General features: G+C 38.9%; 18 protein-coding genes. 8 read left to right on the forward strand and 10 right to left on the reverse strand.

Features of this window, described 5'->3' with window-relative positions; genetic code table 11:
- Positions 1–132 precede the first annotated feature (132 nt).
- Complete coding sequence (locus QL984_RS04900) at positions 133–972, reverse strand: 2OG-Fe(II) oxygenase family protein (RefSeq protein WP_013464577.1); 840 nt, start codon at positions 970–972, stop codon at positions 133–135.
- A 426-nt stretch (positions 973–1398) separates the two neighbouring features.
- On the opposite strand from QL984_RS04900, the gene QL984_RS04905 reads away from it, so the two are divergent.
- The 3 genes from QL984_RS04905 (at position 1399) to QL984_RS04915 (ending at position 3936) form a co-directional block, all read left to right on the forward strand.
- Positions 1399–2601, forward strand: a complete 1203-nt coding sequence (locus tag QL984_RS04905; protein ID WP_013464576.1) for a bifunctional alpha/beta hydrolase/OsmC family protein — start codon at positions 1399–1401, stop codon at positions 2599–2601.
- A 157-nt stretch (positions 2602–2758) separates the two neighbouring features.
- The gene (locus QL984_RS04910; protein WP_024601634.1) at positions 2759–3370 is read left to right on the forward strand and encodes a hypothetical protein; all 612 of its coding nucleotides are present in this window, start codon (positions 2759–2761) and stop codon (positions 3368–3370) included.
- Positions 3367–3936 carry a hypothetical protein gene (locus QL984_RS04915; RefSeq protein ID WP_024601633.1) on the forward strand — a complete coding sequence of 190 codons (570 nt, stop codon included), beginning with the start codon at positions 3367–3369 and terminating at the stop codon, positions 3934–3936. Before QL984_RS04910 ends, QL984_RS04915 begins: the two co-directional genes overlap by 4 nt.
- Before the next feature lie 104 nt (positions 3937–4040).
- Here the strand turns inward: QL984_RS04915 and QL984_RS04920 are convergent, their stop codons facing one another.
- The gene (locus QL984_RS04920; protein ID WP_024601632.1) at positions 4041–4787 is read right to left on the reverse strand and encodes an alpha/beta hydrolase; all 747 of its coding nucleotides are present in this window, start codon (positions 4785–4787) and stop codon (positions 4041–4043) included.
- Between the two features lie 129 nt (positions 4788–4916).
- Here QL984_RS04920 and QL984_RS04925 point away from each other — a divergent pair, with 129 nt between their 5' ends.
- Positions 4917–5240 carry a hypothetical protein gene (locus tag QL984_RS04925; protein WP_008111621.1) on the forward strand — a complete coding sequence of 108 codons (324 nt, stop codon included), beginning with the start codon at positions 4917–4919 and terminating at the stop codon, positions 5238–5240.
- A 221-nt stretch (positions 5241–5461) separates the two neighbouring features.
- Here the strand turns inward: QL984_RS04925 and QL984_RS04930 are convergent, their stop codons facing one another.
- The 7 genes from QL984_RS04930 to aspS form a co-directional block, all read right to left on the reverse strand.
- Complete coding sequence (locus QL984_RS04930; protein WP_249365151.1) at positions 5462–6478, reverse strand: lipase family protein; 1017 nt, start codon at positions 6476–6478, stop codon at positions 5462–5464.
- Positions 6479–6488: 10 nt separating this feature from the next.
- A complete protein-coding gene (locus QL984_RS04935) occupies positions 6489–6620 on the reverse strand; it encodes a hypothetical protein (RefSeq protein WP_283241270.1) in 132 nt (43 codons plus the stop codon).
- 10 nt (positions 6621–6630) lie between these two features.
- The gene (locus tag QL984_RS04940) at positions 6631–7155 is read right to left on the reverse strand and encodes a DUF6795 domain-containing protein (protein WP_138764739.1); all 525 of its coding nucleotides are present in this window, start codon (positions 7153–7155) and stop codon (positions 6631–6633) included.
- 321 nt (positions 7156–7476) lie between these two features.
- Positions 7477–7995 (reverse strand): DUF6795 domain-containing protein, encoded by a 519-nt coding sequence (locus QL984_RS04945; protein ID WP_138764738.1) that lies wholly within the window; start codon positions 7993–7995, stop codon positions 7477–7479.
- A gap of 121 nt (positions 7996–8116) precedes the next feature.
- Complete coding sequence (locus QL984_RS04950; RefSeq protein ID WP_138764737.1) at positions 8117–8311, reverse strand: DUF4277 domain-containing protein; 195 nt, start codon at positions 8309–8311, stop codon at positions 8117–8119.
- 142 nt (positions 8312–8453) lie between these two features.
- On the reverse strand, positions 8454–9053 hold the full coding sequence (locus QL984_RS04955) for a pentapeptide repeat-containing protein (protein ID WP_138764736.1): 600 nt from the start codon (positions 9051–9053) through the stop codon (positions 8454–8456).
- A gap of 89 nt (positions 9054–9142) precedes the next feature.
- Positions 9143–10921, reverse strand: coding sequence for an aspartate--tRNA ligase (aspS, locus tag QL984_RS04960; RefSeq protein ID WP_013464572.1), 1779 nt, complete (start codon positions 10919–10921; stop codon positions 9143–9145).
- Between the two features lie 237 nt (positions 10922–11158).
- Between aspS and QL984_RS04965 the strand changes: the two genes are divergently transcribed.
- Both QL984_RS04965 and QL984_RS04970 read left to right on the forward strand, forming a co-directional pair.
- Entirely contained in the window at positions 11159–12007 is an 849-nt protein-coding gene (locus QL984_RS04965; protein ID WP_138764735.1) for a DUF72 domain-containing protein, read from the forward strand.
- Positions 12008–12034: 27 nt separating this feature from the next.
- Positions 12035–12532, forward strand: a complete 498-nt coding sequence (locus QL984_RS04970; RefSeq protein ID WP_010391443.1) for a YgjP-like metallopeptidase domain-containing protein — start codon at positions 12035–12037, stop codon at positions 12530–12532.
- 233 nt (positions 12533–12765) lie between these two features.
- On the opposite strand, the gene QL984_RS04975 is transcribed toward QL984_RS04970, so the two are convergent.
- Positions 12766–13449 carry a DUF3334 family protein gene (locus QL984_RS04975; protein WP_008111638.1) on the reverse strand — a complete coding sequence of 228 codons (684 nt, stop codon included), beginning with the start codon at positions 13447–13449 and terminating at the stop codon, positions 12766–12768.
- 116 nt (positions 13450–13565) lie between these two features.
- On the opposite strand from QL984_RS04975, the gene cmoA reads away from it, so the two are divergent.
- Together cmoA and cmoB are read left to right on the forward strand one after the other, a co-directional pair.
- Positions 13566–14291, forward strand: a complete 726-nt coding sequence (gene cmoA / locus QL984_RS04980; RefSeq protein WP_138764626.1) for a carboxy-S-adenosyl-L-methionine synthase CmoA — start codon at positions 13566–13568, stop codon at positions 14289–14291.
- Between the two features lie 15 nt (positions 14292–14306).
- Positions 14307–15275, forward strand: coding sequence for a tRNA 5-methoxyuridine(34)/uridine 5-oxyacetic acid(34) synthase CmoB (gene cmoB, locus QL984_RS04985; RefSeq protein ID WP_138764625.1), 969 nt, complete (start codon positions 14307–14309; stop codon positions 15273–15275).
- The last annotated feature ends 117 nt before the right edge of the window (positions 15276–15392 follow it).

Below are 15392 nucleotides of genomic sequence, written 5' to 3' on the forward strand. Positions count from 1 at the left end.
GCGCGCATTATACCTTTAGTAGCTCAGAATGCATGCCATTATTTACTTTGTGTCAAATCAATACACACAAATACTAAAAAAGCGGCTAAACAGCCGCTTTTTATTTACCTGAGCATTACATATGCTAAAGGATTATTTTACACCTAGCTCACGTAAACGCTCTTGTAAGTAGCTATCTGCTGTGTAGCGTTCAGATAACACCACATCTGGACGAGGATGCAAAAACAAAGGTAATGAAATACGTGATTTGGTTGTTGCTTTACCTGATGGATTAATTACACGGTGAATCGTTGATGGGAAATAGCCACCTGATGCTTCTTGTAGCATGTCACCAATATTAATAATTAAACTACCAAAATCACATGGCACATCTAACCAACCGCCATCGGTTTTTTGTACTTGTAAACCTGGCTCGTTTGACGCTGGCAATACGGTTAATAAGTTAATATCACCGTGCGCAGCAGCACGAATAGCACCTGGCTCTTCATCACCTGTCATTGGCGGGTAATGTAAAATACGCAACAACGTTTGCTCAGACTGGGCAATCATATCTTTTAAATCGATAGAGAACTTAGCACGGACTTCTTCAGGCGCTTCAGCCTGAACCCAGCTTAATAATGTTGCCGCAAATTCATTAGCTAAACGGTAGTACTCACGCACATCAGCTTCTAATTGAGCAGGAACACGGCCTTTAGGATAAACATGAAAGTACTCTTTAATGTCTTTTACTGTATGGCCTTTAGCAACTTCTGATACCGACGGTGGAAAATAGCCATCTTGCGTTTCTTTTGAAAATAAAAACTCATGCTTCTGCTCTGAGTTAAAAAAGTCTTGCCAATTTTTATAAATAGACTCAACTAAAGATTGCGGAATAGGATGGTTTTTTAATACGCCAAAACCAGTATTTCTCAACGATTCAACAAATTGCGCAGCCGCATCGTCCGCTTTATAATCAACTGTGGGTAATTGCATGGTACATTCCAGTAAGTAGGTTGTTAGAAGCCATTTACCAATTCGCTTGAGTAAAGATCCATTAAATTAACTAAATATTACATGCTAACTACGCAAAAAAATTATATCTACTTGTTCTAGATAAGGTTTTTTAAACGACGATAAACAACGACTTAATACATTAAATTAATCACAGGTTTATGCAAACTGGTATTACATTCAAATATAGCTTAACTACTTAATTCAAGTAATAAAGGCTGCATTTTTATGCTGTGCGAGGATAGACAAACCCCTTTGAAATTATAAGGACATATGTCCGCACTCAATTGGCAAGCCCTTTCTAGCTTGATCGAGATCAAAATAATGCCAATATTGAATTTTCATCCCACCGTACCAATCTCTTATTTATCAGCACCACACACTTTATCAATTAGTTAAGGTATTCCCATGCGACAAAAAGTCTCTTTTAAAAGCGGTGAATTAGAACTTGCTGGACAACTTGAACAGCCCTCTGGTGAGGTGAAATTTTATGCCTTATTTGCCCACTGTTTTACCTGCTCTAAAGATGTAGCGGCTGCAACACGAATAAGCCGCGCACTCACTCAGCAAGGCATTGCTGTATTACGCTTTGATTTTACAGGGCTTGGTAATAGCGACGGTGACTTTGCCAACAGTAACTTTTCATCAAACATTCAAGACTTAGTGGCTGCTGCCAATCACTTAAGAACACACTTTAAAGCACCTCAGTTATTAATAGGTCACAGCTTAGGTGGTGCTGCGGTGCTTGCAGCAGCAGAGCATATACCCGAAGTGTCAGCTATTACGACTATAGGCGCGCCATCAGATGCCCAGCATGTTACTCATAACTTTGCTGCTCATTTAGATGAAATAAACCAATCGGGTGAAGCAAAAGTGTGTTTAGCTGGGCGTGAGTTTACGATTAAAAAGCAATTTATAGATGACATCGCCAAATACGATAACAGCCATATAGGCAAGCTTAAGCGTGCTTTGTTGGTTATGCACTCTCCTATTGATGCCACCGTGAATATTAGTGAAGCCGAAAAAATTTACGCCGCTGCCAAGCATCCAAAAAGCTTTATAAGTTTAGATAATGCCGATCACTTACTCAGCAATAAAGAAGACGCTAACTACGCAGCCGATGTCATTGCTACGTGGGCTAATCGCTATGTTAAATACGAGAAAACACCCTATAGTGCAAAATTAACTAACGGCAGTGTATTAGTTGAAGAAAAAGATCATCAATTCACTCAGCACGTGAGTACTAAAAACCATACATGGCTTGCTGATGAGCCTACTGATGTTGGTGGTAAAAACTTAGGCCCAGACCCTTATGATCATTTACTCGCTGGGCTTGGAGCGTGTACTGCAATGACACTTCGCATGTATGCAAGTCGCAAAGAGTTACCGCTAGAGCATATAAAAGTAGAGCTTAACCATACCCGCAATTACAACCAAGATTGTGATGATTGCGAAAAAACCGGCAATCTAGAGGCCATTACCCGCAAAATAACCTTACAAGGAGATTTAACTGACGCTCAGCGAAATCGATTACTCGAAATAGCCGATAAATGCCCTGTGCATAAAACGCTACATAATAGCCCTTTGGTGGTGAGTGAATTAGTGGAGTGACTAAAGAACATCTAAGATAGCGCAGCTGTGGCTGCGCTATCTTAGATGTTCAATGAAGCAACCTCACAATCTGAGATAAAATATAGAGGTTGAATAATAGGTACAATTCTAGTAGTTTGTTAGTAAAATTATATAACCAAGGATAGGTATAAATAGTATGAATAAAAATACTTACTATGAGCGCAATAACTTTTCAATTTACGAAGTAACAAACAAAACAGGTATCGAGTTAACTTTATCTGAACTAAAACAAATTGAAATAGCTATGCTAATTACCCCAAAAGCATTAACAACTTTTATTAATATATTACACAACCCTGCTAACTTAGATGAAAAGAAAAAAGAAAAATTCGAATCAATTATGAAACAATATGGTTTTATTAATTCAATTAATTTTGAGGCAACACGAACATTTCTAATTCGCCAAGCACGCAAAATAATAAACCTTATCGGCTCAATGCTTTTAACCCCTCATAAACTTTATAAATGCACAGGGTTTGGAGATGCTACTTATTATGATAGATATGGAATTATAGGGTTTGGTAAGAGCTTTTTCGAAGTAGGAACTGACAGAAAAGTTGATACTATCGTTCACGAGTTTAGTCACGCGGTATGGACTTCTGAAGATACAGCATATAACGCTAGAACAGCTATGAAAGAGCTTAATATAATCGCTCGAAACGCACGAATAAACCAAAGCGCCCAAGATAGAAAAGAAATTTTATCCTCTTCATACGCATTTGAAAGTGCAGTACGAGCAGCCCAATGAAAAGAATTATTATTACTATATTTTGTTTGATTAGTTACTCATCGTTTGCTAATGAAGAAGCTATCGAAAGTCCTATCGCTACCTCCTCTTTCACTTTTTGTCATATAGATACTAAGTGTATAACGAATATCAGATTAGCTAACACAACACCATATAAAGTTAAGCTAAGCTCTCTCGCTTTTAATAAGCAAGGAATCGATTTAAACTCGATGTATGTATTTGAAGAAAATAGTTATTACGATTTAAAAGAGAATAACTTAGATACAGGTATGTCAGAGCAACCCATACAGGGACGCAGACGCGCCTACAAGCAATTGTCATCATTAGAATTCGAGCCCCTAGAAGTCAAATTTATTGAACTAAAAGGCATAGAAAAGAGGTTTGCATTAGATCCAGGTAAGAGGTATCTGGTGGGAACACTTACCCCATTTGTAAATTTGTACATTAATGGTAAATTTGCCGATATCATCACAATTAGAACAAACTATTCACTTTTAACAATTCCTACAGAAGATATGGAAATAAAGGAACAACCAATAAAGCAGTTTGCTACACCCCAAGGGTAACCTGCAATAATATACATGCTTTGTTTGATCGCACTAAAAATTCTGCGTCAGCTTAAACCTTTATATATCAAGCCAGCATAATGTTGGCTTGATATATATCTTAGCTAATTATCTAAAAACGCCGCTACCTCTTTACTCATTCTATCCACCAGCCATTTAGGCCCGCCATCGTACATATCGTTGTGGCGTGATTCTGCTATAAACGTTTGCGTAACGGGATAAACCGTTAACTCTTGGTCGGTTAAAAGCACGTTCGCATCGGCTGGGTAATCACTACCTCGAAGTGTGAGCACATGTATGTTTTTATTGCGTGGCAATAACATGCGGCGGTGATCGAGCGTAATTAATTGGCTTACTTCATTTGGGTAAATAGCTGCATACAAGGCTGAGATATCTCCACCATTTGAGTGACCAAATAAAGTGAGTTTTGTAAACTCATACTCAGGGTATTTAACACTTAGCTCGTTGACTAAAAACTTGAGTGTTACAACACCCCGGTGCCAATTTTCCATACGGGTAGTCAGGTATGGCTGCGCACCATTAAGTGCAGGGTCACTTTTAAGCTCATGCGCTACCGCAATGCTTAAATAGTCTTGCGCATTAAATAACTTACTCGCAAAAGTGTATTCATTGTGGCTAATGCCATACCCCGCATTTATAAATACCACTGGGCATTTGACTTGCGCGCTGCACTTAAGGTGGTTAGTTGGTAGGGTAATATTTACAGGTATAGAGCGATTACGACTATCATCAATCACTACATCGTCTTGGGCATAACTTGATGATGCAAATAGCGCAGTGCTTAAAGTCAGCGCACTTAATATTAAACGCTTTTTTATAATTTTTAACATGCATTTCATTGTATTATCTATATATTTTTAACTAGTATTAATTTTTATTATAAAGGTTAGCACGCTCCTTTACTAATTTGTGCGATAATAGCGATTATTGTTTTACTATTATCGCAAAAGAATCCATTCATGAAATCATACAGCAGCATTGAACAACGCATCGACATTCTACAAAGTAGAATTGAAGCCTACCAAGAAGAAATTAAAGTGTTACAAGCCGAGCCGAAAAGTAACAACGAACGTATTATTTTTAAGTTTATTGAAACCGGCAGTACAGGTAAAACCAAAGACTTTGTGAGAGAGCTTGGGATTAAATCACCGCGTGATAGTTTATATTCATCAGGTGATGTAACTAAACTAATTAAAGATGGCGCGGATGATATTTCGCCTGAGCTACTGAGCATAGCTCGCGCACTTGCTAGCGCGCGCAACAAAAATGGCCCTGCTTGCTAATAGTAAATATAATAACGTATTAGCCGTAAGCTCTTGCGGCTAAACTGCAATTGTATTTCATCGATAATAATTGCAGTTAAATTTGCAGTTACTACAGCTTATTGTGCTGATTGGTCTTCGTAACCGAAGCAACAGTAATACATGCAGATGTGTGTGAACTGCTTGCAATTAAAGCTGCCAATCAATACCTGCCTTACTTAACTTCCACACCAAGCACCGTGCTATAAACCTTTGAGTGCTAGTTTTGCCATACTGGTCAAGGTGTTTATCATTAGAGTTAAAGTACTCCTTATAAACTTGTAAGTTAATTCAATGGCTTTAAAGGGTAATCCACAAAATGAGAGAATGTGCCCCAAAATACCTCTTACATCTTCGGCGTTACCTTTTGATATATCAATACTGTCTGCTAACACTTTTGCAATTTTATCGTAAACCGTAAGGGTATTTGAAATATCTGCTTGTATTGCGTGTAATCTTCCTGAGGCATGTAAATGAGTTATAATCTCTTCGCCAATTGTTCTTGCCCAGCGAGTTGTTGGTCTAGCTTGCAAGCGCTTATCATAATCAAGTTTTACTTGTCGTCTTAACCTAGATTCCTTCCCTTTATTGATTGCAGCATAGCTCTTAAAGCAACTAGCAGTATGTAAATACCCTGGTGTTTTTACTGTCATACTGTGAGCTTTTGCTGTTATCGTCGGTGCACCATGCAATATGTATTCATCCTCGGTATGCACAAAAGGCCATACAGGCAATAGCGGAACTGGGTCGCCAGCATGGACACAACCATATATACCATTATCGGTCGCATAAACGGTTTTTAGGGCAAAGCTTGGATACCCCACTCTAGATGCTCCAAAGGTATATAGTTTTACATTAGCGTTAAAGTGTTTCTTTAACCAGTTTGTAGCTAGATTAGCTAACGCGCCTCCTAAGCTATGACCAACAACATGAATATTTAAACCTGTTTTTGATTGCGAAGCGGCTAATGTGAAGTAATCTTCAAGCTGCTGCTTTAATGAATTAAAAGTGTTATTAAATCCAGCATGAACAGGTTGCCCATTAGCGCATGTATTCACACCACAGTGTAAATCAGTAATAATATCACGCTTCTTTTCCGTCCCTCTTAAGGCTATTACAAAGTCACCTTCAAATGGCCCTCGTTTGCCTTTTACTATACAGCCGAAAGGAGTTGTATGTTTAAATATTCTTTCTAAAACACTGCCACTAATTGCTTGCAAATTATCACTTTCAAAAAAAACCTACTGCCAACCTACTATGGTAGAGAATTTTTTGAGTTCCGCCGTTACGGTTTACATCATAAGCTACCGAAGCAAACAATGCTGCTAACTCCGGTGTTAATACATTCATATTTGTACTCATTCCAATATCCTTATTGTAAAATTCCGCTTATCATCCGATCAAAATCGGCTTCAAGATCTATTAAAACAAAATCGTCGTCCCATCGACAGATACTTTTTGCACAATACGAATTCTGACACGATGTACCTTTAAAGGAAAAAAAAACTTCCTCATTAATAATGTCGCCATTCAACGAGTTCAACTTATCGACATACTCTTGAATAACAGAAATTCCACTAGGGTTACTTGACCATAATATAAAGTTGTCGCCACTGTATTGAGCTGTAATTTCCTGCCATCTTATTTTCTCTGCTATTAGCAAAGCAGGCTGACTGGATCTCAAACTCATTTCTGGCATTTCAAATTCGCCATTGCTATCTGTAAAACACTCATCTTTTGTGTATTTACCATCAGAATAACTAAGTGTTCTTAATATTCTTACATTGGCAAGAGGCGCACCATTATTAACTAAACGGCCTTTCACTTCGGGACATAAATGTACTTTGTGAGTACCAATATGATTATTGATCTTTCTTAATATTTCAGAAAATGACATCAGCAAACCTTAAAGTTACCGTTAGCTGACAAAGTAAGAAATATTCCATATTTATATTGCCAACATCCATGTAAAAAAAGCAACATAACAAAAAAATGTAAAATTGCAAATTAACTAAAATAACAGCTACTCTTGCATCTTTCTTTTGATCACATATCCTGTTAGATCTTGCATAAATTAAGCAACTACTATTGCTCCACTCTCCTATCTAACAAGTGTATAATTTGCTTGATATTATAAAGGTTCTTTAATAGTTACCTTTTAAGTTTCGCGTTTGACAAAAACAGTCCCCATTCAAGTTGATATATTTTTTATTTTGGTTTAACTATCCTGACCAATAAACTTATATAGATCATCATTGTTAACTTCTTGAAAATTTTCTTTCCAACGGCATATACTAACGCCACTATATTCATGAAAAAGATGATTATCTTTAAAAGAAAATAAAATTTCTTCGTCAGAAATATCACCATTTAAGTTCCGTAACTTCTTTGCGTATGCAGGTTTCGTGTTTATACCTGAATTCTCACTTGACCATAATAAGAAAACATCATTTTCATAATGCGCAAAAATCCTCTGAGAAGTAAACCTTTCAGCTATTAGCAAAGCAGGTTGGCTGGATCTTAAGCTCATTACAGGCATTTGAAATTCGCCATTGCTATCTGTAAAACACTCATCTTTTGTGTATTTACCATCAGAATAACTAAGTGTTCTTGATATTTTTACATTAGCAAGAGGAGTACCGTTATTAACTAAACGGCCTTTTACTTTGGGACATAAATGGACTTTATGAGTACCAATATGATTATTGATCTTTCTCAATATTTCAGAAAATGACATCAGCGAACCTCCAAGTTACCGTTAGCTGACAAAGCAGGAAAGACTCCATATTTATATTGCTAACATCCTTGTTAAAAAGTGAACATAACAAAAACATATAAAATTGCAAATTAGTAAAAAACTAAGGACTTAAAGATAAAGGACGATTGGCAAATTCAAGACAGTTCATAATCATACCTTTAACTGCTTCGCCTGGGATAATTTCTTGCTTCTCATCTTGAGGTAAATATTGGTCTAAAAGGGAAACTATTTTTAAATCTTCAATGACACCTAAAACAATACCATGATGATCTAACCGTCTGATTTCTAAGTTCATAAACACCTAGAAGTTGAGGTGTTATTATACAAGATTACAGCAGTTCTAGTTTTTTAACCTAAAATTGAATATAAATTTATGAGTTTGGCCTGCTCAATGTCTGCTAATAGTAAATATACGTATTAGCCGTAAGCTCTTGCGGCTAATCAACCAGCTCGATATCAAGTCCAGCTAATAAATTTAACGCTTCAAGCCGTTCAAACTTTGCATTACTCACATCATTGCTTGTTATATCAATATTAAATTGCGTTGCGCCAACAAAGTTTGCTTTTCTCAAATTAGTTTGATGAAACAGGCTGTCTCTAAAGTCAGTATCCGAGAAGTTGCTTTGAGTTAAGTTAGCGTGCCTAAAATCAACATCTTTGGCAAAACAACTCGTCATTGTTAACGCTTTTAACTGTAATTCAAAAAACGAACTGTGGCTCAGCTCACACTGTTTAAAACTCACCGGTGACGTTAGCGCTAATTGTGGCCAATTTACTTGTCCCCACATTATGCTATTGAGTTTACAATTTGCAAAGCTCACCCCTTCTAGTGAGCTGTAATTCCAATTAAGCTCAGTCAAATTACAGTTAATAAATTCACACTCTATAAACCGACAGGCACTAAACTGGCTGTGACTAAAATCGCAATCAATAAACTGACATTGTTCAAACTCAATATCGCTAAAGCGCTTTGCATTTGCTGTAAAGTTTGAAAATGACTGATCAAAATAATGACTATCTTTAAATAACTCGCTCATAAAAATAAAGCACCTAAATTGGGTTATGCCAAACAAAAAACCCCTTAGGTACGAAGCCTAAGGGGTTTTGATCTAACTAAACACTAGCTTTATTCTGCGCTTGGTAATTCTTTCTCAACTACACTAATAGCAAGCTCTGTCAGCGAATCGCTGTTTGCTTTGCTAGGCGCATCGGTTAATAAACACGATGCTTGTGTGGTTTTAGGGAAAGCAATAACGTCACGAATGTTATCAGTACCACATAACAACATAACTAAACGGTCTAAACCGAACGCTAAACCTGCATGCGGCGGTGTGCCGTATTTAAGTGCATCAAGTAAGAAACCAAATTTATCTTGCTGCTCTTGCGCTTCAATACCTAAAATTCTAAATGCCGCTTCTTGCATATCTGCATTATGAATACGTACCGAGCCACCGCCCACTTCGTAGCCGTTTAATACCATATCGTAAGCATCTGAAATAGCCGCTGCTGGGTTTGCTTCAAGCTCACTTGCACTAATATCTTTTGGTGCAGTAAATGGATGGTGTACAGCGTGTAATGTGCCTTCATCATCTTCTTCAAACATTGGGAAGTCAACAACCCAAAGTGGTGCCCAGCTATCTAAATTAGTGATTTCTAAATCAATACCAATTTTTAAACGAAGTGCGCCCATGGCTTCATTTACGGTGTTGCGTTTATCCGCACCAAATAAAATGATATCGCCTGTTTGTGCATTAGTACGTTCAAGTAACTGCGTGATCACGTCTTCATTTAAGAATTTAGCGATTGGCGATTGCACGCCCTCAACGCCTGCATCGCGGTCATTTACTTTCATCCATGCTAAACCTTTAGCACCGTAAATACCGATAAACTTAGTGTAATCATCTAGTTGCTTACGAGAAAGTGATGCGCCACCTGGTACCGTTAGTACTGCAACACGGCCTTTTTCATCGTTTGCTGGGCCTGAGAATACTTTAAATTCTACGTCTTTTACTAAATCGGCTACATCAATAAGCTTCATTGGGTTACGTAAGTCTGGCTTATCAGAACCATATAGGCTCATTGCCTCAGAGTAAGGCATAATTGGGAAATCACCTAAATCAACATTTAGTAATGACTGCCACATTTCACGGATCATCTTTTCTGTCATGCCACGTACTTGATCAGAGCTCATGAACGAGGTTTCTAAATCTATTTGAGTAAACTCAGGTTGACGGTCAGCACGTAAGTCTTCATCACGGAAACATTTAACAATTTGGTAGTAACGGTCAAAACCCGACATCATCAACAATTGCTTAAACAACTGTGGTGACTGTGGTAATGCGTAAAAGCTACCTTTATGAACACGACTCGGTACTAAGTAATCGCGAGCACCTTCAGGCGTTGCTTTAGTTAGCACTGGCGTTTCGATATCTAAAAAGCCATTTTCATCTAAAAAGCGACGTACAAAGCTGCTTGCTTTAGCACGTAATTTAATGCGGTCGCTCATTTCTAAACGACGTAAATCTAAGTAACGGTATTTTAAACGACGCTCTTCTGAGTTCACTTGGTTAAAATCAAGTGGCATAGGCTCAGAGCGGTTAATAATAGTTAAACCCGTGCCTAAAATTTCTACTTCGCCGGTTGCCATGTCTTTATTTACTTGGCTGTCTGGGCGAGCGCGTACAATCCCTTTTAACTGAACACAAAATTCTTGACGAAGTTTGTTAGCTGTTTCCATTAATCCTTCAACTTCCGGATCGAATACAACTTGTACTAAACCTTCTCTATCACGTAAATCGACAAAGATAAGTCCGCCAAGGTCACGTCGTTTGTTGATCCAGCCACATAGTTCAACTTCCTGATCTACGTGAGTTTTATTTAGCTGTCCGCAGTATATAGAGCGCATAGTTTTCCTGTCAGATAAAAGGCATATAGCGGTTAAACACCGTTGTTTTAAAAGTTTTTATAAACACTAAAATGAAAATAAAACCGCTAGCAATTCAAAATAATCAAATTAAGCCCTGCATTATACCCAAGTAGGTTGAAGATGCTAGGGCGTGTTTACCTTTCTAGGTTGAATTTAAAGCGTACCGTTTTGTTATTTGTTACACTACAAGCACTTTATAACAAGGCTTTTGTTTGTATGCTTTATATTGGATGCCCGCAGTGGTCGAGCAACGCATGGAAAGGAAATTTATTTTCACGCCAGTGTAAAAATGCCGATATGCTCAGTGAATATGCGCAGCATTTTAATTCGGTGGAAGGTAACACCAGTTTTTATGCCGATCCCTCGCCTGACACTGTATTACGGTGGGCTGCCAGTGTACCTGATGAGTTTAAATTTACCTTTAAATTTCATCGTCGCTTTAGTCACGAACTCCAGCTTAGTAACGTGCAACATGAGCTAACCAATTGGCTTAATTTATTCGCCCCACTATTTGAAAAAACAGGGCAAATAATGCTGCAATTACCTAAAGCGTTTGCCCCACAGCATTTAGCGAAGCTTGCCGCTTTTATTGAGTTACTTCCTAAAGAGCTAAACTATGGGGTTGAGGTACGCCACCCTGATTTTTTCAAAAAAGGTGAGGCCGAAATCGCACTTAATCAGCTTTTAATTGCACACAATATAAATCGCATTGCTATGGATACTCGGGCGCTCTTTGCGGTAAAGCCAACCACCGAAGCGCTAATAGACGCCCAACAAAAAAAGCCCCACTTACCAGTGCACGCTATTGCTACGGGCTCGCAGCCTATGGCGCGCTTCGTTATTGCTGATTTAGAAAACGATTATAAGACCTTTTATCAGCCTTGGCTTAGCAAAGTAACCCAGTGGCTCGATGAGGGCAAAAGCCCCTATGTGTTTTTTCATACCGCTGATAACCACGAAGCGCCGCTGCTGGCTCGCCAGTTTTGCCAAGATTTGGGGTATAATCACAATGTACTCAATCCATTTAGTGGCGAAAAAGAAGCCCACCAGCAAGCACTTTTTTAAAAATAAATTCAAAATACAGAGACAATAATGAGTGAATACGCACGTTACTTTACCGGCTACCCTGCCAATATCGTTGAGCAAGTATTAGGACTAATAAAAGCAGGAAAGGTAAGTGAGTATTTACTTAAAAAGTATCCACAGGCGCATCGTATTACCAGTGATAAGTTACTGTATAGCTACGCCACTGAGCTTAAAAAGCAGTATTTAAAAAACGCCCCGCCATTTGGACGCGCTGCGTTTAAAAAACAAGGTGATATGGTCACCAATGCGCTCGGTACCCACACGTACCGTATGCAAGGTAAAACCCGCAAGCACGATTTAGCAATAAACAGCGATTTATTGCGCGCCCCTGAGCCATTATTAAAAGCATTAGTGGTGCACGAACTCGCGCATTTTAAGGAAAAAGACCATAACAAAGGCTTTTATAAATTATGCTGCCATATGGAGCCGCAGTACCATCAGCTAGAGCTGGATTTACGGATTTTTTGTGTAGCTATTGCGATGGGTGAGAATCCGTATAATTGAGCGGTCAGCGGTCAGCGGTCAGCGGTCAGCGGTCAGCGGTCAGCGGTCAGCGGTCAGCGGTCAGCGGTCAGCGGTCAGCCAAAATAATGACACACGAGTTCGCAATGAAAGCCCTCGTTAACAAAAAACGCGATATAAATCGCGTTTTTATTATTGTCACTTTCTAATCTGACAGCTAAGAGCTTAAAAGCGTGTTAGGTTTCGTTTCACTTAACCCAGCCTACGTAAAAACGTTAAAGCCCTAATTCGGCCATAAAGTCGTCATCGCTATCATCTTGCTTTGGCTGTTTCGCTTTTTCTTTATCCGCTTTTTGCTTAGCTTCATTTTCGATAATATCGTCTGGGTCTATCGCTTCTACAATGTCAAAGTCGTGAAGTTTAATAAACTCTGTTTTATCCATCGCTAATTCTAAATAGAAGATATTTTGGTTGCGAGTCGTAAACGTTACACGACGTGCTTGCGGACGATCCATAGTGGTATCAACCGATATTTGCACTTGTTTATTAATAGCCATCATTTTTGGCTGATTTTGGGTAATAGAGGTATGCAGCTGTTCACGCACTTTTGACGTGAAGTCGCCCACTATTTGGTTCATCAACTCACCCATCACGTTTGAAACGTCATCAGATAAGTGGCTGTGTGCGATTTCGTCTTCTGGCATACCCATGTTACGCATATAATCGCCGTAAATTTCCATGGCCGCTTGCGCTGTAAAGTTGGTAACAACTAAGCCGGTAAAGCCCCCGTCAAATAAAACAAAACAGCCTATGTCTGGTCGCATACAAGTACGCGTTATTTTTTGTACCATGGCTGAATAGCTGATCTCGTTGCCGCTGGCTGATGAAAGTACACCCGTTACTGAGTGGCATAATGTTGCTAATATATCGTCGGTACTAATAACCTTACTTTTGCTCATTTAATAATCTCTTTTATACTTATTCTTCATAATTCTAGTCAAGCTACTGAATTTATCACTGACTATCCAGCATAAAATGTTAAAATAGCACTATTATTTTCAAAGAGACTGCCTTCGTGAGTATAAAAGACAGTATTTATGCCTCTGAGCAACAAGTAAAAGACTTTAGTTTTGATCAAAATGTGGTTGAAGTATTTCCCGACATGATCCAACGCTCGGTACCCGGTTATGCCACCATAGTAAGTACCATGGGAAAATTAGCCGGTGAGTATGCTCAGCCAAATTCAAATTTGTATGACCTAGGCTGCTCGTTAGGGGCGGTTACCCTAAGTATGCGTCGTAATATTAAAACCGATAGCTGCCAAATTATCGCCGTAGATAACTCACAAGCCATGATTGAGCGTTGTAAGGTCCATTTACAAGGATTTAGATCAGACGTTCCTGTAACGGTTACCTTAGGTGATATTAACGATCTTGATATACAAAACGCGTCGGTAGTGGCAATGAACTTTACCCTGCAATTTATACCACCTGCGCAGCGCAAAGCGGTACTTGAAAAAATATACGCTAATTTAAAGCCCGGTGGCGTTTTGCTATTAAGTGAAAAAATTAAAGCCGAAATCGAGCAATGCGATAACCTATTGATTGACTTACACCACGACTTTAAGCGTCATAATGGCTACTCTGAGCTTGAAATAAGCCAAAAGCGTACCGCCATTGAAAACGTAATGCGCCCCGATACACTTAGCACACATACACAACGTTTAAGCGACATTGGTTTTAGCCAAACGCAAGTGTGGTATCAATGTTTTAATTTTTGCTCAATGGTAGCAATTAAATAATTTAGAGAGTGACACATGTCTGCATGGTTTAACCAATTTTACGCTGCAATTGCACAAAGCCCACTTAGCCACTGGCTAGAAACCTTGCCTGCGCAATTAAAGCATTGGCAACAAGAGGCCAGCCATGGCGATTTACCTCAATGGCAAAAAGTACTAAAAAACTTACCTGAGGTATCAACAAACCAAGTTGATATTGTCAGCAAAGTAGCAATAGGCGCGCCTGGCGAAATGACTGAAGGCGAAAAAAAGCAAACCACGCATTTATTAAAACGAATGATGCCTTGGCGTAAAGGCCCATTTAATGTGCACGGTATCGACATTAATACAGAATGGCGCAGTGACTGGAAATGGGATCGACTCCTACCGCATATTGAGCCATTAAAAGGCCGTACTGTATTAGATATTGGTTGTGGCTCGGGGTATCACCTATGGCGTATGCGCGGTGAAGGTGCTCAATTTGTAGTGGGTATTGACCCATCTGACTTATTTTTGTGCCAGTTTCAGGCAATTAAACACTTTAACCCAGATGAAAACGTGCATTTGTTACCATTAGGTGTAGAAGCCCTGCCAGAGCTCAAAGCGTTTGATACAGTATTTTCAATGGGGGTGCTTTATCATCGTCGTTCCCCTATCGACTTTTTAGCGCAATTAAAAGCACAGCTTCGCCCAGGTGGTGAGCTGGTGCTTGAAACATTAGTTATTGAAGGCGATGAAAACACCGTATTAGTACCGACCGACCGCTACGCGAAAATGCGTAATGTATGGTTTATTCCAAGCACTGCGGCATTAAAATTGTGGATGGAACGTGTTGGCTTTAAAGATGTGCAAATTAAAGATTGTGCTATTACAACGCTCGACGAGCAGCGTAAAACTGACTGGATGGAAAACGAATCTTTAGTTGACTTTTTAGACCCTGCTGACACCAGTAAAACCATTGAAGGCTACCCTGCACCACTTAGAGCGATACTTACAGCTAAAGCCTAATTTGTAGTATTAATTTTTATTTCCATATTAAAAAGCGCCATTGGGCGCTTTTTTTGTTTACTAATACAGCAACTAGCGGACAAGTGTCCTTGTCTTTAAAATCAAATCCAGATTTCA

This window comes from Pseudoalteromonas sp. APC 3495, assembly GCF_030407645.1.
Classification (GTDB): domain Bacteria; phylum Pseudomonadota; class Gammaproteobacteria; order Enterobacterales; family Alteromonadaceae; genus Pseudoalteromonas; species Pseudoalteromonas tetraodonis.

Bases quoted from the DNA above. Each gene is read 5' to 3' on its own strand.
- QL984_RS04925 (WP_008111621.1), top strand. From the start codon at position 4,917: ATGAAATCATACAGCAGCATTGAACAACGCATCGACATTCTACAAAGT.
- QL984_RS04940 (WP_138764739.1), bottom strand. From the start codon at position 7,155: ATGTCATTTTCTGAAATATTAAGAAAGATCAATAATCATATTGGTACT.
- QL984_RS04920 (WP_024601632.1), bottom strand. From the start codon at position 4,787: ATGTTAAAAATTATAAAAAAGCGTTTAATATTAAGTGCGCTGACTTTA.
- QL984_RS04955 (WP_138764736.1), bottom strand. From the start codon at position 9,053: ATGAGCGAGTTATTTAAAGATAGTCATTATTTTGATCAGTCATTTTCA.
- QL984_RS04935 (WP_283241270.1), bottom strand. From the start codon at position 6,620: ATGAGTACAAATATGAATGTATTAACACCGGAGTTAGCAGCATTGTTT.
- QL984_RS04975 (WP_008111638.1), bottom strand. From the start codon at position 13,449: ATGAGCAAAAGTAAGGTTATTAGTACCGACGATATATTAGCAACATTA.
- aspS (WP_013464572.1), bottom strand. From the start codon at position 10,921: ATGCGCTCTATATACTGCGGACAGCTAAATAAAACTCACGTAGATCAG.
- QL984_RS04915 (WP_024601633.1), top strand. From the start codon at position 3,367: ATGAAAAGAATTATTATTACTATATTTTGTTTGATTAGTTACTCATCG.
- QL984_RS04950 (WP_138764737.1), bottom strand. From the start codon at position 8,311: ATGAACTTAGAAATCAGACGGTTAGATCATCATGGTATTGTTTTAGGT.
- QL984_RS04900 (WP_013464577.1), bottom strand. From the start codon at position 972: ATGCAATTACCCACAGTTGATTATAAAGCGGACGATGCGGCTGCGCAA.
- QL984_RS04910 (WP_024601634.1), top strand. From the start codon at position 2,759: ATGAATAAAAATACTTACTATGAGCGCAATAACTTTTCAATTTACGAA.
- QL984_RS04945 (WP_138764738.1), bottom strand. From the start codon at position 7,995: ATGTCATTTTCTGAAATATTGAGAAAGATCAATAATCATATTGGTACT.
- QL984_RS04905 (WP_013464576.1), top strand. From the start codon at position 1,399: ATGCGACAAAAAGTCTCTTTTAAAAGCGGTGAATTAGAACTTGCTGGA.
- cmoB (WP_138764625.1), top strand. From the start codon at position 14,307: ATGTCTGCATGGTTTAACCAATTTTACGCTGCAATTGCACAAAGCCCA.
- QL984_RS04970 (WP_010391443.1), top strand. From the start codon at position 12,035: ATGAGTGAATACGCACGTTACTTTACCGGCTACCCTGCCAATATCGTT.
- QL984_RS04965 (WP_138764735.1), top strand. From the start codon at position 11,159: ATGCTTTATATTGGATGCCCGCAGTGGTCGAGCAACGCATGGAAAGGA.